Origin of the sequence: Paenibacillus lupini, assembly GCF_011761355.1 — a bacterium.
GTDB classification, from domain to species: domain Bacteria; phylum Bacillota; class Bacilli; order Paenibacillales; family Paenibacillaceae; genus Pristimantibacillus; species Pristimantibacillus lupini.
Map to the genome: position 1 here is coordinate 106,301 of NZ_JAASRW010000008.1, position 18,893 is coordinate 125,193.

Sequence of the window (18,893 nt, forward strand, 5' to 3'; positions counted from 1 at the left end):
GCTTATCCCCCCATCCTACTCGAAAATAACGGTTTGAAAATGCCTTCAACGCTATATTGCAGCGTATCCGTTAGTACGGATGGGAAACAGCCAAGAAGCAGGATAAACGCCAGCAGCACAATCATCGGTAAAGCTTCAATCAGCCTTGCATCTTTTACCGCCAGATATCGCTCATCAATAGGGCCAAAAGTCGTCTTCATGACTGCCCGCAACATATAAACGGCTGTCAGGATGACACCAAGAACAGAGAATCCAGCAATCCAAGGCTGAGTATCAAACAACCCAAGCAGAGAGAGAAATTCTCCTACAAAGCCCGACATCCCTGGTAATCCTAAGGAAGCAAGACCTCCTGCAAGCAGGATCCCCGAGATAAAAGGCATCGAACGTGCGAGCCCTCCAAGCTCGGATAACGTCGTTGTTTTCGTTCGCTCATACAGACTACCAACAATTAAGAAGAGCAGTGCCGAGATTAAACCATGAGATACTAGCTGGAATATGGCGCCCTGTAAGCCAATCTCATTAAAAGCAGCAAGCCCCAGCAGCACAATCCCCATATGGCTGATCGACGAGTATGCGAGTACTAGCTTAAGCTCCGTCTGACGGAAAGCGACCAGTGCCCCGTACAGCAGATTTGCTAAGCCTAGTGAAGCCAGTACAACGGCCCAATCCTTAGCCTGTTCAGGGAACAAGACGATCCCGAAGCGGATCAAGCCGTATGCCCCCATTTTCAGCAGGATGCCGGAGTGTATCATTACAATCGCCGGATGCGCTTCATTATGAACCTTCAGCATCCAGGTGTGGAACGGCAGAATCGGAAGCTTGATCCCAAACGCCACAACAAGCAGCAGAAAAATGACCGTCTGCATCGTATCCGACATATGGAACGGATTCATTCCTCCAACCTGATCGGGAGCAAGATTCACCCACGCCGACGGGTCCGTCAGATTACGGAAGATATCCGCATAACTGCCGCTGTATACAAAGGACGAGGTTTCTTGATCAATATGGAAGCCTGCCGTATTCACAAGAAGAATAAAAGCAATGAGCATAATAGCGGAGCCAAGACCGTTATAAATGACGAACTGATTCGCAGCTCGCTCCCGGTTGAAATAGCCCCATATCCCAATCAAGAAGTACATCGCAATAAGCGTGATTTCGAAGAAAATAAAGAATAAGAACAGATCCCGTGCCATAAATACGCCTAGCACACCAGTCTCAAGAAGCAGGAACCAGGCGTAAAACGCCTTCCATCGCTTTTTCACATAAATGGAGGCAAACGCAGCCATCGCGGTGATCAGCGTCGTCAATATAATAAGCGGAAGAGATAGACCATCAATGCCAACATCATACTGGAACGTTAACGTATAGCTGGTGACTCCGTTAGAGGCTTGTGTCTCCTTGTTAAGCGGAACCTCCACCCATGCATTCTGCTCCCCGTAAGCACTTCCGCCCTGGTGCTTGTCATAATCGGCATAAAGCCATAACGACAGCACAAGTGGTATAAGTGTTGCGATAATGGCAGCCGTCTGCAGCCATCGGTTACGATGTTTTGGCAGCAGGAGGACGACTAGAAGACCAATAAGCGGAGTAACTAATATAATCGATAAAATCGGAAGATCGGTCAGGTCAGTCATTTACCAAAACCTCCTTCCAACTATAGCGACGATAATGACGACAAGTCCAATCATGGCCGTCAAGCCGTAGGTTTGCGTCTGGCCGTTATTCAATCTGTTCAGCATCCGACTGCCCGCTCCTGCCGCAAGGCCAATAAACCTTACCGCTACCCCAATGACGTATTCATCAATGGCATTCAACCCTTTGCCAAGACCTCGCACTGGCTTCACAATCGCGACAGCATAAAATTCATTCATGTAATACTGCTTCTCCAGCACATTAGCCACCCAAGGCATACGTGCCGAAGTCACGCCGCGTTCGATACTGCTCTTCCCGTACATGAGCCAGCCGATATAAATACCAAGCACACCGACAGCTATAGAAGCTACAATCGCTGCCCCGCTGGCATGAGCTTCTTCTGCTCCTCCGGTCAGCCATCTGCCAAGCCATCCGTTCCACGGCGTCTCAACAAACCCGGCACCAATCGATATTACAGCTAGCACAAGAAGTGGAATCGTCATGACCTTAGAGGATTCCTTCACCTCAACCGAATGTGGTAAGCGGGATTTGCCTGTAAATACGATAAAGAATAACCTCGACATATAAAGAGCCGTACAGAAGGCCGCCGCCAATCCAACGGCGAACAAGAATGGATTTTCATCCAAAGCAGTCGCCAAAATCGTATCCTTCGACCAAAAGCCAGAGAATGGCGGAATACCTGATAAGGATAAAGTACCTATCGCAAACGTCCATGTAGTCACTCGCATCTTGGAGCTAAGGCCGCCCATCTCATGAATGTTCTGCGTATGAACCGCATGGATGACGCTGCCTGCTGCAAGGAATAGAAGCGCCTTGAAGAAAGCGTGCGTGAACAGGTGGAAGATGCCTCCTGTCATCGAACCAAGTCCCATCGCCATAACCATGTAACCTAATTGGCTGATTGTGGAGTAGGCTAGAATTCGCTTTATATCCTTCTGCGCGATAGCGACCGTTGCAGCAAATATCGCTGTAAATCCACCGAAGTAAGCTACCGTATGCATCGCTGCCGCAGAAGCCTCGAAAATATCAAACGTTCTAGCAAGCAGGAACACGCCAGCTGCTACCATCGTTGCGGCATGGATCAAGGCGCTGATGGGCGTTGGCCCTTCCATCGCATCCGGCAGCCACACATGAAGTGGAAACTGACCTGATTTGCCGATCACACCCATGAAGAGAAGCAGAGCAATCGAGGTAGTAATGCTCATCGTAATCGCACCAGACTGCCCTTCATTAAACACGTTATGTATGTTGCTGAAATCCAGCGCATGACCTGGCATATACCAGAACAGCACGATTATGCCAAGCAGCAGTCCGGCGTCACCAATTCTGGTTACGATAAAGGCTTTTTTCGCAGCTGCGCGGGCTGCAGGTTTGGCATACCAGAAGCCAACTAATAAGAAGGAACATACACCAACAAGCTCCCAGAAAATATAGAAGATCAGCATATTATCGGACAGCACCAGACCTAGCATAGCAAAGGTAAAGAGCGCCACGTAACCATAAAAGACGGTAATCCGCTCATCTTTTTTCATGTAGCCTGCCGAATACACATTCACTAGAAAACTGACTACCGTCACAATGACGAGCATTAGAGCGTTCAGATTGGTCACTTCGAAGCCAATTCGGAACGTCACGTCGCCAAAATCAATCCATTTGAAGCTGTTGCTGTAATCCACGGCATCCGATCCCAGCCTCTCGAAAAGCACGAGAAGCGACATTACAAGCGCAGCAAGCGAGCCAATCGATCCGATCAGCACGCCTGCTTTCCGATAACTTCGGCCAAGAGCCGTCAATAAGAGGAATGCCGCGAGAGGGAAGAGTGGAATCAGCCAAGCGGTTTGTGTAAAGTGATCCACAGGTGCATTACCTCCTCATCTCGTCAAATTCATCCATATTGACTGTTCCCCTTGCGCGGAATAGGGCGATCAGCACAGCTACCCCAACCGCGGCTTCCGCAGCGGCGACCGTAATCGTAAACAAAGCAAACACTTGACCGGTCAGCGAAGGAACAACGCCATATTTCGAAAAGGCGACCAAATTCAGATTAACTGCGTTCAGCATAAGCTCAATCGATAACAACACAATAATGGCATTCCGTTTGACGAGCGCTCCATAAAGCCCGATACAAAACAGGATCGCTGCCATCGTCAGATAGGATGGAAGCATCGTTAATCAGCTCCCTTCTTCGCAAGTGCTATAGCGCCGATAAAAGCAACAGTCAGCAATACCGATAACAGCTCGAATGGTACGACATAACCGGTATATAACAGCTCTCCGATACTAAACGTATTATCTTCTACCCCTTGAAGCGGCTGCACATCTGGGAAAGTCGTCGTCCGGATCGCATAAAACAGGATTCCGAACAGACATAGCGCCGCAATCGCTGCAAGCGTCTCATGGAGCGGCTTTACCGGATCCGCCTTCACAGCCTGATGATTGGTCATCATAATGCCGAATATCATCAGAATGGACACCGCTCCCGCGTAGATGAGCACTTGGACAAAAGCGACGAACTCCGCGTCCAGGAGGACGAACATCCCAGCAAGACCAAGGAACACACCTGCCATGGAGATGACCATATGCACCACCTTTTGCAGGCTCACCATAAGAACCGCTCCAATGATCATAATTGCCGAGAAGATAAAAAAGGCTGCAAACTCGCCATTAAAATCAATATTGAACAAATTATTTGGCGCCTCCTTTCGCAGGAGCTCCGATGTTATTATTGTCCTGACGTACAAGCGTGTTATTATCGGTCAGCCACTGCACATCCTTGAACAGATCATCCCGGCTGAAGGCTGACAGCTCGAAATGATTGGTCATCACAATAGCTTCCGTCGGACATACCTCGGTGCATAAATCACATAAGATGCAAATTTCAAAATTAATATCAAACGTGTCGATCACTTTTACTTTTTTGGTCGGATCGGGATTTGGTTTGCCCGTCAGTGTAATACAGTCGGTTGGACAGATTCTTGCGCACTGGTTGCAGACGATACAGAGGTCCGGAATAAAATGTTGAATGCCCCGGAACCGGTCCGGCATGAGAATTGGCTCGTCGGGATAAGAAGTCGTCACTTTTTTCGATACCATTGATTTAAGCGTCACGCCAAGCCCTTGCACAAGTCCATTCATGGCCGAGTCCTCCTAAAAAGAATTGCGAAGCAATTCTTGCTTCGTAAGCATAAGCTTAAAGAATTGCGGAACAAAAGAATTACTTTACGAACAGCTCCAGATACCCCGCCGTAAGAAACACGTTTAATAAAGACACAGGCAGCAGTACCTTCCACCCCAGCCCCATCAGCTGATCGACGCGAATACGCGGGAAGGTCGCTCTGATCCAAAATAAGAAAAAGACGATAAAGGCGAATTTGAGCAAGAACCAGATAATGCCTGGTACAAAATCAAGAAACGGCGCCGGCGCATGCCAGCCTCCAAGGAACAATACTGTCGTTAACGCAGCGATGGCGTACACGTATACATACTCCGACAGCATGAAGAAAGCAAATCGGAAGCCGCTGTACTCGACATGATAACCGGCAACCAGCTCCGACTCCGCCTCTGGCAGGTCAAACGGTGTACGATTTAGCTCAGATACAGCCGCAATGAGAAAGACAACAAAGCCAATAATTTGCGGCAGGAAGTTCCAGTCCCAGAACCAGCCTCCAGCCTGCGCATCAACGATATCCCTTAAATTAAGGCTTCCACTAAGCAGTATAACGCCAACTACCGAGATCACAAGCGGAACTTCATAACTGATCATCTGTGCAGCAGAGCGCATGCCCCCAAGAAGTGCATACTTATTGTTGGATGCCCAGCCGCCAAGAACGATGGCAAGCGTCGAGATGCCAGATAGTGCCGCATAATACAGCAGGCCGACATTCAGATCTGCAAAATACAGCTTTTCTGTATAAGGAATAACCGCCAATACCGTAAATGCAGGAACATAACATAGAATAGGGGCTAGGACGAATAGGAGGCGGTCAGCTTTACGCGGAATCGTATCTTCCTTAATTAGCAGTTTGAATATATCCGCTACCGTTTGAAGCATGCCCAGAGGACCAACCCGGTTTGGGCCGATCCTAAGCTGCATCCAGCCGATAACCTTCCGTTCGAAATAAATGGCATACGTCACGAAGCCAAGTACAACGAACAGGAATACGACTGCCCACAGAAAAATAATAATCGCATCGCTCCAGGTAAGTGAATCATGCAGCCATGCTCCCATCAGCAATCGACCTCCCCGACCACAATGTCGACGCCGCCGAGTATCGTAATCAGGTTTGTCATCGTCTCACCAACCAGGAGCTTAGGCAGAATCTGCAGATTAACGAATGACGGCCTGCGGAATTTCAGACGGTAAGGCTCTGCTTTTCCTTTCGAGACGATATGGCAGCCAATCTCACCACGTGGTGATTCAATCCGAACATACACTTCTCCTGCCGGAGGACGAATGGCGCGTGGTACTTTCCCCATCGTTTCTCCGCCTGAAGGCATTTGCTCAAGCGCCTGCTCGAGAATGCGCAGGCTTTGCCTGATCTCTTCCAGCCGAATAACATAACGGTCATAGCAGTCGCCGTTCTTTCCAAGCGGTACATCAAATTCGAAACGGTTATATAAGCTGTACGGCTCCGCCTTACGCAGATCCCAGTCTACACCGGTACAACGAAGATTCGCACCGGACAGGCCATAATTAATGGCTGTTGCCGCATCATAACGGCCAATTCCTTTGATCCGTGCGAGGAAAATCTCGTTGCCGCTGACCAGCTTGTCGTATTCCCGCAGCTTGCCTTTCATATATGGGATGAAATCCCGTACTTTATCGAGCCAGCCCGGAGGTGCATCCCACTTTACCCCGCCGACACGCATGTAGTTGTAAGTTAATCTTGCACCGCTGAGCTCATTGAAGAGATTAATGATAATTTCACGATCGCGGAAAGCATACAGGAACGGACTCATCGCTCCAATGTCGAGCAGGTAGGTTCCCCACCAAACTAGGTGGCTGGCAATTCGCTGCAGCTCCATTACAATGAGCCGCATAAATTCCGCACGCTCAGGAATCTCCAGATTCATCATCGTCTCTACTGCATGAACGAGTACATAATTGTTCGTCATGGCAGAGACATAATCCATCCGGTCGGTATAAGGGATAATCTGCGTATAGTTCAGTTGCTCGGCAAGCTTCTCGGTTCCACGATGCAAATAACCCATTACCGGCGTTGCTTCCGTGATGACTTCTCCATCCAGTTTGACTACGATACGGAAAACGCCATGCGTGCTGGGATGTTGAGGACCGACATTCAACAGCAGTTCTTCGGTACGAATCACGCTTCAGCTACACCTCCGAATCGAGCGGCTCATAATCTTTGCGCAGCGGGTGTCCGACCCAGTCGTCAGACATCATAATACGGCGCAGATCGGGATGGCCCGGGAAAGTTACTCCGAGCAAATCATAAATTTCGCGTTCATTCCAATTAGCCGTCGCCCAGACCGGCGTCGCGGAAGCGACAACAGGAGTGCTGCGGTCCGCCTTTATTTTCACAGCCAGCTCTCGCCGGCTTTCCAGATCAACCAAATGATAAACAACCTCCAGATGCGTTTCATAATCAACACCAGAGACATTCCGCAGATAAGAAAAATGCAGCTCTTCATGCTGCTTCAGCTGTACAGCCGTAGCGTACCAATGCTCATTCTTCACAATGAAAGTTGGCATATGCCCATTCATTTCATTGATGTAAGCATCCTCCAGTGCTTCTTCATGCACGAGGCTGCGAATCAGCTGTGCTGCCGCATCAAGCTGCGGCTGCTTTGGCGACGGTGGCGGCGGAGGCGGCGGCTCAGCAGCTTCTCCCGCTGGCGCGCCGCCTGCATTAGCGGCTTCCTTCGCCGCCGCTCTAGCCGCTCGCGCTTCCGCCGCGGCTTTCAGCTTCGCTTCCTTTTCAGGATCTACCGCCGCGTCCCCCGCTGCTGCGCCGCCTGCATTAGCGGCTTCCTTCGCTGCCGCTCTTGCCGCTCGCGCTTCCGCTGCGGCCTTCAGCTTCGCTTCCCGCTCCGGATCTGCGGCTGCTTCAGGCGCCCCCTCCACATTCGCAGCTTCCTTCGCTGCCGCCCTTGCAGCTCGCGCTTCCGCCGCGGCCTTCAGCTTCGCTTCCCGCTCCGGATCTGCCGCTGCTTCCGGCGTGCTCACAATTGATCGTTCGCTATCGAGCGTTGTGCTGCCCGCCGAGACGACGGTATCCCCTTCTGAAGTCGGCGACTCTACTGGCGTTTCCTTTGAACTTGAAGCCTCTTTCGCCTCTTCACCCTGTTTCTCTTCGTCCTTTTCCTCACTCATCGCTCCGTCACCCGCTTCCCGGTTTTCGCCTCGTAACGGATTTTTTCTTGCAGCTTGTTAATGCCGTAGATCAGCGCCGCCGGATTAGGCGGACAGCCTGGTATGTACACATCCACAGGAACGATCTGGTCGACGCCTTTCATAACTGCATAAGACTTGATGTAAGGTCCACCTGCGGTCGCGCAGGAACCCATCGCAATAACCCATTTGGGCTCCGGCATCTGGTCGTATAAGCGGCGCAGCAGCGGACCCATTTTTTTCGTGACCGTACCCGCTACAATCATAACATCAGACTGGCGCGGAGAGGTTCGGAACATGACTCCAAACCGGTCGAGATCGTAATGGGAGGCCCCGGTTCCCATCATTTCAATAGCACAGCAGGCGAGACCAAAGGTCAGCGGCCAAAGGGAATTGCTCCGTGCCCAAGCCTTCAATTGCTCCAGTGTTCCCATAAATACATTGCGTTCTAATTCTTTGCGTTCTTCCAACGATATCGACTCTAAACTGAATTCCATTTCAGCACCTTCTTTTTCCAGGCATATAGGAGTCCGATAAACAGCATTGCCGCAAAAATGAACATCTCAACTAGCACAAAAAGGCCGAGCTTATTATACGCAACGGCCCAAGGATATAAGAAAACGGTTTCCACATCAAAGATGACAAACATTAGTGCAAACATGTAATACCGAATGTTAAAACGCACTTGACCTTCGCCAACCGGCTCATTGCCGCTCTCGTAGGTTGTTCGCTTCGGATCATTCGGTTTATGCGGTCTGAGCAGTCTTCCGACGGTCAGTGCCACTGCCGGGAGTAAGATGCCCAGCAAAATAAAAATAGCCACGACGACATACTGGTTGACGTAATTGTCCACACCATAACCTCCGTCAAAGCGGACCAGCCGCTTGGTCAATTTTCCTCACAATTATAACAAATGCTTCCACAGTAGTCTATGACAGAGTTGTTCGATTCCATGACCATAAAAATCGGACAAGCCAGTAATGGCGCGGTTTTTGGCGAATCAGCAGATGATCTCAGACACTCTGGACGACATAATTCCAGCCTATATCCAAGCCTGCTCTACGAAATAGCTTAACGATGTCCCACATTGTTAAGTCATTACCTGCATCCCCTTTTCCTGCCCCTCACCCGCATAGCAAAAACCGCCCAAAGGATACTTACGCATCCTTTGGGCGGTTAATTCTCGCTACAGCTCTATCTCAATCTGGAATCAGTCAGCTTGAATTGGCCGACCAGCTGCTGCAGGAACTTAGTGATGGACTCTACACCTTCCGAGGTTTGGCGTACGCTGTCCATTTCTCCGATCAGCTCCTGCACCTTGCCTTCAACGTCAGAGGAGACTTTGCCGTTCTCCAAGCTTACGAGTGCAATACGCTCCATCAGCTTAACGACTTCGTCTACGACCTGTGACTTCCGGCTGTCCTCACTTTGCGCCGTCTGCAGCGTGCTGGCTGCAGCAGCTACCAGCTGTGTGCCTTCCTCAACAACCTGTGTCCCTTCGTCCATCGAGGTATAAGCCTGCTTTGCTTCTTCGTAGATTTGATGAGTAATTTGATGAACTTCCTCTGTTGAGCGGCGAGTCATATCCGCAAGCTTACGGATTTCCGAAGCAACAACAGCAAAGCCGCGTCCTTGTTCACCTACACGTGCTGCTTCTATCGATGCATTAAGTGCCAGCAAATTGGTCTGCGCGGATATTTCCTCGATTACCTGCAACACGCCGCGGATTTCATCAACTGTATGCATAAATCTTCTGATCGTATCGTTCGTATCTCCGACTTTAGTGGAAATATGCTGCATTTTATCACCAATCCGGTCAACCTCTGATTGTGCTACTGCTATTTGCTCAGCTGCCTGCAGCTCCAGCAAACGAAGGGTATCCCGCATCTCATCCGCTGACTGTTTGGCCATATCAATGTCCTTGAGCTGATGGCGGATACTTCCGATCATATCTCCAATCTTCCGGCTGACACGTTCGGTAGATTTCGCAGTTACGGCTGCCGACTCATTCATCACATGCTGGCTCGAGAGTACATCAGAAGCCGCTAACTTTACCTTCAGCATGATGCCTTCCAGGGAATCGATCATATTGTTAATCCACTTGGCGAGTTCTCTTGTCTCATCGTTATCGAATTTGGCAGGCTCCAGACGCTGCGTCAAATCACCCTTACCCTCGGCATTAATGCGGATAAACCGATTAATACGACGTAAATTGCGGACAACCCGGCGAGATTCCTTACGCTGCAGCGCACCTGCGAATAATTGTCCAAACACCAGTGTCCATACGCCTGCGGCAGCCGCGGTAATCCACACTGGAGCTTGTCCTGCAAGTACCGCTACCAGTACGGTTGTCAGCACAGCTTGTATGAGGGTCTGCCATAACTGCAGCTTGCTTAGACGCCATCTGATGCTTCGAATCCGGTATACCTCTTCAAGGTCACCCTCGCACATCATCCCCCATACATCCGGGCAATGCGGAAGCTGTAGGGTAACCCCTTTCCCGATAACCGGGATATGCCGATAATCGGAGTAACCAGGAAATTCAACGAACAAATTGTTGCCGTTGTTGATCGTACTCCGAACGCCTGGATGAAGCTCATCTGTCGCAGGATCCGTGAACACAATCTCAAGCTCCGTATGCTCCTTGATAGAAACGATACCCCAATCTGTTGTAACTCCGTCCTTCAAGTTCTCGCCAAACGTAAACGTCCGATCCTCAAAGCGGCTGCGTGATAATGCTGTACCTAGCGCAATCTGCTGATTCAGATGCGGCTTCGCCATAAACAGATAATTATCCCCCGAGTCCGGGTAGACATGCCCCGATTCCCTTTGTATCAGATCACCCAGCACATCATTTGGCACACGTCCGCAGAGAGCACCTGCATACTGTCCATTAATGATTAGTGGGTAGATGAACATAAGCGTCATTTTATCATGAAAAGAGGACGATCTTTGGCCAAGCTTTAACGTAACCGGATCACCAAAGGGTCCAAACAAGCAAGGACGCGGCGCACCAACCGCTCTTACATAATTAAGCCCCGGAGCCAAAATACTGCCGCCGCTATAGCTCGTCCCTCTATGCTTCTCATAAGTAGATACTTCAACCTGCCCGTCCTCATTAAGGAGGAATAACTCCGTCCAATCATTTCCTCTTGCGTATGTACGTTCTAGCAATCTTCCAATCTGTAGTCTATGTTCCTCTTGATGGCCCGGTTGACCTGACCCTGCAACAGCTTCCACCTGCTCTGCAAGGCGCTCCAAATGGCCCCAATATTCATGAGCCCAAGAAGTTAATAACTCCTTGCGCGTCTCTGCAATTCCTTCAAAAATCTGTTCAACGTCTTTCTTCATCCCGCGATTCAAACGCCAAGACACCCAAAGCGGCAGTCCTTTTTTCGCACCAAGCCAGTCGAACATGATACATCCCCCATATCCTGGTCATCTAGTAGTTATGTCATATATACTAACATAAGATTTGAGAAAATTTGATAGATATGTCAGGTATTTTTCGTCATTTTGTATAACTTTTTAAAGAATTCTGTTACAAAAGCACTAATTCCCACGAAAAAAAGCTGTCTTTAGGCTCATAAACCGAACCTTGAGACAGCCTTCCTACCATATGTTTCTATTTTTTACCAGAACGATACATCAACCACATGAAATAAGGAGCACCCATAACGGCTGCAACAAGTCCCGATGGCAGTTCTTTAGGTGCAAGCAGCGATCGGCCAACCGTATCGGCTAAGACAAGAAGCAGTGCTCCAAGCAATGCCGTCAGAGGTACCAGCTTGCGATACTTCGGGCCAACCAGCATACGAGTCATATGCGGAGCAATTAGACCGATAAAACCAATTGAACCAACCGTTGCAACTGCAGCTGCAGCCATCGCAACACCTACTCCACCAATAACGAGACGGGTCCGGTCAACCCGAAGCCCCAGATTCGTTACGGTAGCATCTGAGAATTGAAGCACATCTACTTTCCGGGCAAGATACCAGGCGATCGGTAGAAGAACGATTGGCCAGAATACGAGCTGCCAGAAATCATCCCAGTTGCGTGCATAAGTCGTACCCGACAGCCATATAAGTGCGGATGCCAGCGTTAGTTTCATACGGATAACGAGCACCTGTACAACGGCACTGGCCATAGATGAGACGGCTAGACCAATTAAAGCTACAACAGAAGGGTTGAAGGAGCTTTTCCTTCCCAAGAAAAACACAATAACTGCCGCGCCAACCGCACCAATAAACGCACCTACTGGCAGCCACTGTACCGAAATTTGTGTAAACACCGCAAGCATCAACATTGCACCAACACTTGCCCCGCCTGTCACTCCGATAATCGATGGATCAGCAAGCGGGTTACGAACAACTCCCTGCAGAAGTAGTCCGCTGACCGCAAGTGTAGCCCCTGCTAGAGCAGCTACGAGTGTACGAGGTATTCTCATTTCTACGATCCGCTGTGTACTATCTGCCCCATGGCCAAACAAAGCGTTAATCACATCCGACACCGGAATGCGAAGACTTCCGAAAGCAAGACTGACAATAAGGCTGGCAACGAGCAGTACTGAGAAAATAACTGCCCACCATCCATACGACAGCTTAGATGGCGACCTTCCTGGAGAGCTGCCCGTTTGAGGAGCCCCTTCCTTACGCGCTTTTACAGTACGCAAAACAAGATAAGCAAGCCACGGTCCACCAATCAATGCCGTTACAGCACCGGCAGGCAGCGGACCTAGTGAATATTTGAAATGCATCGCGATGGCATCCGAGCCAATAACGATGATCGCTCCCCATAGAAATGATAGAGGCAGCAGTACCACATATCGTTTGGCCCCCAGCATCCGCATCAGATGTGGAGCAATCAAGCCTACGAAGCCAATCGGCCCCACGACACTGACCGCTGCCGCCGCCAGCAGAACGCCAATTGCTAGGCCGATAAGGCGTATGCGGCCAACTTTTTGACCAAGGGAAGTGACGGTATCCTCATCAAGCTCCATGAGATCCCACTTGCCTGCCATGAGTAACGCAATAAGAAAACAGCCAATAATCCATGGCCACGCATGCTGAACGCCATTCCAATCATTTTGCACAAGTGAGCCTGAGCCCCATATGAACAAGCCTTGTGTTTTTTGTTCATTGAATAACTGAAGTACACCGGTAAAGGCGGCTGCTGTCATCGTAACAATCATCCCGGACAAAGCCAGCCTAACAGGTGAAGCCTTTGCTCCCCCCGCCATAACAAACGCTGCGCCGGCAGCAATAATAGCTCCAGCAAAAGTAAGGATCAATGGATACCCCATTGCTAAGCCGGGGAACAATATCGTCCCCGCTGTCAGCGCCAGGAAAGCTCCCGCATTAATACCAAGCGTGCTTGCAGAAGCCAGCGGATTACGGGTAACATTTTGAAATAGTGCTCCGGCTACAGCGAGTGCTCCACCTGTTAAGATACCAATTACGGTACGCGGGAGTCTTACCGTCCATAAAATTTGATGCTCAAGCACGGGGTTGGCTTCAAAGATCGCGCGCCATACCGTCTTTACCGGCATAGCCGCTTCCCCAAGGGTCAAGTGGTAAGAGGCCAAAGCAATGAGCAGCAGAAGACCCGCCGCTGATAACAGCAGCGGGCTCCAGTTGCCCTTACTTGTTTGTTTCGTTATTTGAAGGTTTGATTTCATTAGCCAAGAGCTTCAATCGTGCGTTCGACGAGCAGTTTTGCAGACAACGGTCCGCCAAACGGCCAGATGCCTTTCATGTCATACACACGGTTTTCTTTAGCAAAATTCAGGTTCTTGTAGACTTCGTTGTTAGGAAGCAGCTCGCTGAAGATGGTGTCCGTTGCGCTAGTTGTATAAAGTACGCTCGCATCTGGTGTTTTGGTCAGTCCTTCAATATCGGTCTCCGAGTAGCCATATTGTTGGAATGTGCTGTCCTTATGAGCATTCTTCAGTCCTACTTTATCCAAGATAGCCATCGCCATCGAGTTGTCAGTGAACAAGCGGAACATGCCAACGCCTTCATTCGTCCAAGCTTGTGTGAAGAGAACCTCTTGGCCTTCTTTACCTGCACTTGCAAGCTTCGCTTTCGAGTCATCATAGAAAGTATGCAGATCAGCCAGTACTTTCTCGCCTTCTGCTTTTTTACCAACAGCATCAGCAATAGCGGAGAAGGTTTGCTCCATTTCGCTGTACTGATCAAGTCCACCCTCTTCAGGGTAAGGGTTGAAAATCAAAGTTGGTGCAATAGCGGAAAGTTGATCATAGATCGCTTCATGACGGAAGCTAACACCAATGATCAAATCCGGATCAAGACTAGTAATCGTCTCAATGCTAGGCTCTTGGCGTGTACCAACGTCTACGACCGCAGCATCCAGCTTTGGATCGATAGCTCCGTACCATTCCCCGTAGCCTTTTACATCAGCAACACCTGTTGGCTGCACGCCAAGTGCGATCAGGTCTTCTGCATATGTCCATTCAAGAACAACCACTTTCTTAGGTGTTCCTGTAATTTTTGTTTCACCAAGTGCATGTTTAATTGTACGTTCTGCAGTTTCATCAGTAGCCGTTCCCGTATTTGCATTTGAATTCGTATTAGTGCTTGTTTCCGTACCCAGCTTATTGTTACCCGAAGCATTATTGTTCGAGTTGCTTGCGCCTCCACATGCAGCGAGGAATACCATCATTGCTGCAAGAACCAAGCCAACCCATTTCATTTGTTTCATTCTCTAAACCCCCACATAATGATTATCATTCTCAATAACTGTTCTTAATGATACGAATTAACCATAATTATGTCAATACCATTTTGATAACTTTGCCCATAAAAAATAGCCCTTTACAGCATGATTGATCGCTCTTTCATGTGTAAAAGACTATTTTTTGATATAAATTAACTTCAATTTTGTCTATTTTCCGAACAATGATTTAATCTTGCTCCACCCTGCCGCCTTAGCTGTTGGCTGGGGTATGGTAGGCTGATCCGTAATGCTCCTGCCATTCCATAATGCCTGGGCATTACGCTCAAAGTAACGTCTCCATGCCGGACCAAGCTCTTGTTCCACTCGTTCATATGCGTCTTTCATACGAAAACCGCGCCATTCCAAATTATGCGCATCCGATGAGACAATATGTATTAACCCGCGCCGGCATAACGTCCATGCTGATTTCTCAATCCCTCTCCCGAAGCCACCTAGTAAGGAATGGGTCGTCACCTGTGCATATGCCCCAAGCTCGACTAACTCAGCGAGACGGTCCGGGTTCTGAACAACTTCCGCATTACGCTCCGGATGTGCGATGACTACGCGAACGCCCAGCAGACGCAGCTCATGTACGAATTGTTCCATTGTCTTTGGTATTTGTGAGGATGGCATCTCGATTAACACATAAGACGATTCCCCCATCGGCAGCAACTTGCCGGCTTGCCAGTTGAATATCAAATCATTATGTGCCCGAATTTCTTGACCAGGCTGTATACGAACAGGGATATCCAGCTCAATCAGCTTCCCATTCAGTTCATCGGTTAATGCCTTGACCGTCTCCGCATCATTACTGTATTTGCCATCATAATGATGTGGTGTCGCGATTATGCCTGTTATGCCTTCCGCAGCCGCAGCTCGAGCTAGCTTAATGGAATGCTCCCAATCAGCTGCTCCATCGTCGATTCCAGGTAATATGTGTGTATGGACATCGATCATGTCCCTCGTGTCTCCTTCCAATCGACCAGTTATTTATCCCTATTGTGAGAGATAGTCCTATTGAAGTCAATGAGACACAAGTCGGTTTTATGTATATTTCATTAATTAAAAAAACGCCGTCCATATCTCTGGTGAGATCTGAACGGCGCTTGTTATTAACGCTCTGTGACGTTGATCCGGTTCGATGCACGTTGCAGAGCAAGCTCTGCACGTTTGAAATCAACTTCATCGCGTTTAGCTGCCAGGCGCTCTTCAGCACGCTGTTTCGCAGCTTGTGCACGATCGACATCAATTTCTGAAGCCAGCTCCGCGCTTTCAGCAAGGATAACCACTTTGTCCTTACGGACTTCAATGAAACCTCCGCCTACAGCCAGAACGTCTACTTTACCATCACGCTTAATGCTGATCGGTGCAATACGCAGCGGTGTTACGAGTGGGATATGGTTCGGCAAAATACCGAGCTCACCCGCGATACCTTTAACACTGACCATATTAGCCGTTTCTGCATAAACTTTGCGCTCCGGAGTTACGATTTCAACTAGAAAAGTACTCATGTGGAATCCTCCCGCCTTTCGCTATTACAGCGTTTTGGCTTTCTCCACGGCCTCTTCAATCACACCTACATATCGGAAAGCTTCTTCCGGAAGGTCGTCATGTTTGCCCTCGAGAATTTCTTTAAAGCTGCGAACAGATTCTTTAACAGGTACGTATTTACCTTTGATACCTGTGAACGGTTCAGCAACGTGGAACGGTTGGGACAGGAACAATTGAATGCGGCGCGCACGCGATACAGTCAGCTTGTCTTCCTCAGTCAACTCGTCCATACCAAGGATTGCGATGATATCTTGAAGCTCTTTGTAGCGTTGAAGAATTTTCTTAACGCCTTGAGCTACGTTATAATGCTCTTCGCCCAGAATTTCTGGGTTAAGAAGACGGGACGACGAAGCAAGTGGATCTACCGCTGGGAAGATACCCATCTCGGAGATTTTACGCTCAAGGTTAGTTGTAGCGTCCAAGTGAGCAAACGTCGTTGCAGGAGCCGGGTCAGTGTAGTCATCGGCAGGTACGTAGATCGCTTGGATCGAAGTAACCGAGCCTTTTTTCGTTGACGTGATACGCTCTTGCAATTGACCCATTTCAGTTGCCAGTGTTGGCTGGTAACCTACCGCGGATGGCATACGACCAAGAAGAGCCGAAACCTCGGAACCTGCTTGTGTAAAGCGGAAGATGTTATCGACGAACAGAAGTACGTCTTTGCCTTCTGCATCACGGAAGTATTCAGCCATTGTCAAACCTGTCAAAGCTACACGTTGACGTGCGCCTGGAGGCTCGTTCATTTGTCCGAATACCATCGCTGTTTTGCTCAGTACGCCGGAATCTTTCATCTCGTGGTAAAGGTCATTACCTTCACGAGTACGCTCGCCTACGCCAGCAAATACGGAGATACCGCCATGCTCTTGTGCGATGTTGTTGATCAGCTCTTGAATTGTTACCGTTTTACCTACGCCCGCGCCGCCGAACAGACCGATTTTACCGCCTTTAGCGTAAGGAGCGAGCAAGTCGATAACTTTGATACCTGTTTCGAGAATTTCCGATTGTGTCGACAACTCATCGAATGCAGGAGCTTGACGGTGAATCGGAAGGTTAGTTTCCGAAGTTGCGTCGCCTGCTTGGTCGATAGGCTCGCCCAGTACGTTAAATACACGGCCGAGTGTTGGTGCACCAACTGGAATTGTGATTGGCGCGCCTGTGTCTACAGCTTCCATGCCGCGGACCAGACCGTCAGTTGTGCTCATCGCAACAGCACGAACCAGGTTATCACCCAGATGAACTGCTACTTCAAGCGTCAAATTAATATTGATGCCGCCTGCTGGGGCATCTTGAACGATTTTAACGGCGTTCAAGATTTCCGGCAAGTTACCGCGTTCGAACTCCAAGTCAACGACTGGACCCATGACGGATACTACGCGTCCTTTTTTCATGGTTTTCCCTCCTGGTACTTTCTTTTACTTCTATATGCCTTATGCCTGTGCGTTCGCACCTGCAACGATCTCCGAGATCTCTTGCGTAATCGCCGCTTGACGTGCCCGGTTATAGGTCAGCGTCAATTGACTGATCATTTTGTTAGCATTCTTCGTCGCACTGCCCATGGCTGTCATGCGAGCGCCCTGCTCACTGGCTTTCCCGTCAAGCACCGCGCTGTAAATAAGCGTCTCCGCATATTTAGGCAGCAGCACCTCTAGAACACCTTCCGGGGACGGCTCGTACTCGTACGAAGTTACCGGACCGTTGCCGTTTACTTCCTGCAGTGGAAGCAAACGTGTTTCTGTAGGGATCTGAGTAATTGCATTTACGAATTGGTTGTAGCAGATGTACAGCTCATCGTATTTGCCCTCAGAGAACATTTTGACTGCGTTATAAGCGACCGATTTGATGTCAGCGAATGTCGGGGAATCGGACAGACCAATTACCTCATCGATGATCGGCATATTACGGCGGCGGAAGTAATCCCGGCCTTTACGCCCAATCACGAACAATACGTACTCATCACTCGATTTGTGCTTCTCGCGAATCGTTTGTGTTACTTTACGAAGGACGTTCGCATTGTAGCCGCCTGCCAGACCACGATCGGATGTGATAACGAGGTAACCCGTTTTTTGCACCGGACGCGTTTCCAGCATCGGGTGTTTCACGCCTTTCGAGCCTGCTGCGATACTTGCTACTACTTCCTTCAGCTTATCCGAATAAGGACGGGCTTTCGTTGATGCTTCTTGTGCTCTTCTGAGCTTGGAAGCCGCAACCATCTCCATCGCTTTCGTGATTTGCTTCATGTTTTGTTTACTTTTGATCTCGCGCTTAATGTCGCGCATGCCTTTTGCCATTGCATTGTCACCCGCCTTTGTTGCTTTGCTGTTCAGTTGTCGAATGGACCGTTCGCAGGGCTCTTTGTTCCAGGAATCTGTATTTCACCTTGGCCGCCATTGAATCTGTATCCTTAGAACATCACCTAGCGGTGAGGATACAGATTCAAAAGCGACACGTAAACTCTGCGGTTCATACAGTTCCTTTCACAAACGCCACGCGTTCGATACACTTCACAAAAAAGGACATACAAAGCCTGGTGTTGGTAGGAGTAAGCGCCTGCGCCCGTCCTTTACGTACGGGCGCAGGACATTTATTCGAGGGCCTAGCGTAA

At 49.3% G+C, this 18,893-nt stretch carries 17 protein-coding genes; all 17 read right to left on the bottom strand.

Features of this window, described 5'->3' with window-relative positions; all coding sequences use genetic code 11:
• Positions 1-2: 2 nt before the first annotated feature.
• The 17 genes from FHS17_RS23890 to atpG all read right to left on the bottom strand — a co-directional run bounded on the left by FHS17_RS23890 (position 3) and on the right by atpG (position 18,579).
• Complete coding sequence (locus FHS17_RS23890) at positions 3-1,634, bottom strand: complex I subunit 4 family protein (protein ID WP_167280979.1); 1,632 nt, start codon at positions 1,632-1,634, stop codon at positions 3-5.
• On the bottom strand, positions 1,635-3,509 hold the full coding sequence (gene nuoL, locus FHS17_RS23895; protein WP_167280980.1) for an NADH-quinone oxidoreductase subunit L: 1,875 nt from the start codon (positions 3,507-3,509) through the stop codon (positions 1,635-1,637).
• A gap of 7 nt (positions 3,510-3,516) precedes the next feature.
• On the bottom strand, positions 3,517-3,819 hold the full coding sequence (gene nuoK / locus FHS17_RS23900) for an NADH-quinone oxidoreductase subunit NuoK (RefSeq protein ID WP_167280981.1): 303 nt from the start codon (positions 3,817-3,819) through the stop codon (positions 3,517-3,519).
• A 2-nt stretch (positions 3,820-3,821) separates the two neighbouring features.
• The gene (locus FHS17_RS23905; protein WP_167280982.1) at positions 3,822-4,337 is read right to left on the bottom strand and encodes an NADH-quinone oxidoreductase subunit J; all 516 of its coding nucleotides are present in this window, start codon (positions 4,335-4,337) and stop codon (positions 3,822-3,824) included.
• Position 4,338: 1 nt separating this feature from the next.
• Entirely contained in the window at positions 4,339-4,788 is a 450-nt protein-coding gene (gene nuoI, locus FHS17_RS23910) for an NADH-quinone oxidoreductase subunit NuoI (RefSeq protein WP_167280983.1), read from the bottom strand.
• 79 nt (positions 4,789-4,867) lie between these two features.
• Positions 4,868-5,881: an NADH-quinone oxidoreductase subunit NuoH gene (nuoH, locus tag FHS17_RS23915; RefSeq protein ID WP_167280984.1), complete on the bottom strand. Its 1,014-nt coding sequence runs from the start codon at positions 5,879-5,881 to the stop codon at positions 4,868-4,870.
• Positions 5,881-6,981: an NADH-quinone oxidoreductase subunit D gene (locus tag FHS17_RS23920; protein ID WP_167280985.1), complete on the bottom strand. Its 1,101-nt coding sequence runs from the start codon at positions 6,979-6,981 to the stop codon at positions 5,881-5,883. Before FHS17_RS23920 ends, nuoH begins: the two co-directional genes overlap by 1 nt.
• Positions 6,982-6,988: 7 nt before the next feature.
• Positions 6,989-7,987, bottom strand: a complete 999-nt coding sequence (locus tag FHS17_RS30960) for an NADH-quinone oxidoreductase subunit C (RefSeq protein ID WP_167280986.1) — start codon at positions 7,985-7,987, stop codon at positions 6,989-6,991.
• Positions 7,984-8,502 (bottom strand): NuoB/complex I 20 kDa subunit family protein, encoded by a 519-nt coding sequence (locus tag FHS17_RS23930; protein ID WP_091189934.1) that lies wholly within the window; start codon positions 8,500-8,502, stop codon positions 7,984-7,986. Before FHS17_RS23930 ends, FHS17_RS30960 begins: the two co-directional genes overlap by 4 nt.
• Positions 8,487-8,858: an NADH-quinone oxidoreductase subunit A gene (locus FHS17_RS23935; protein WP_167280987.1), complete on the bottom strand. Its 372-nt coding sequence runs from the start codon at positions 8,856-8,858 to the stop codon at positions 8,487-8,489. Before FHS17_RS23935 ends, FHS17_RS23930 begins: the two co-directional genes overlap by 16 nt.
• A 341-nt stretch (positions 8,859-9,199) precedes the next feature.
• Positions 9,200-11,422, bottom strand: a complete 2,223-nt coding sequence (locus FHS17_RS23940) for a methyl-accepting chemotaxis protein (RefSeq protein WP_167280988.1) — start codon at positions 11,420-11,422, stop codon at positions 9,200-9,202.
• 208 nt (positions 11,423-11,630) lie between these two features.
• Positions 11,631-13,682 (bottom strand): Fe(3+)-hydroxamate ABC transporter permease FhuB, encoded by a 2,052-nt coding sequence (gene fhuB / locus FHS17_RS23945; protein WP_167280989.1) that lies wholly within the window; start codon positions 13,680-13,682, stop codon positions 11,631-11,633.
• Positions 13,682-14,725, bottom strand: coding sequence for an ABC transporter substrate-binding protein (locus FHS17_RS23950; RefSeq protein ID WP_167280990.1), 1,044 nt, complete (start codon positions 14,723-14,725; stop codon positions 13,682-13,684). Before FHS17_RS23950 ends, fhuB begins: the two co-directional genes overlap by 1 nt.
• A gap of 183 nt (positions 14,726-14,908) precedes the next feature.
• Positions 14,909-15,697 (bottom strand): tyrosine-protein phosphatase, encoded by a 789-nt coding sequence (locus FHS17_RS23955; protein ID WP_167280991.1) that lies wholly within the window; start codon positions 15,695-15,697, stop codon positions 14,909-14,911.
• A 155-nt stretch (positions 15,698-15,852) separates the two neighbouring features.
• Positions 15,853-16,251: a F0F1 ATP synthase subunit epsilon gene (locus FHS17_RS23960; protein WP_167280992.1), complete on the bottom strand. Its 399-nt coding sequence runs from the start codon at positions 16,249-16,251 to the stop codon at positions 15,853-15,855.
• A 24-nt stretch (positions 16,252-16,275) separates the two neighbouring features.
• Positions 16,276-17,679: a F0F1 ATP synthase subunit beta gene (gene atpD, locus FHS17_RS23965; RefSeq protein ID WP_167280993.1), complete on the bottom strand. Its 1,404-nt coding sequence runs from the start codon at positions 17,677-17,679 to the stop codon at positions 16,276-16,278.
• Positions 17,680-17,718: 39 nt separating this feature from the next.
• On the bottom strand, positions 17,719-18,579 hold the full coding sequence (atpG, locus tag FHS17_RS23970; RefSeq protein WP_167280994.1) for an ATP synthase F1 subunit gamma: 861 nt from the start codon (positions 18,577-18,579) through the stop codon (positions 17,719-17,721).
• Positions 18,580-18,893 lie beyond the last annotated feature (314 nt).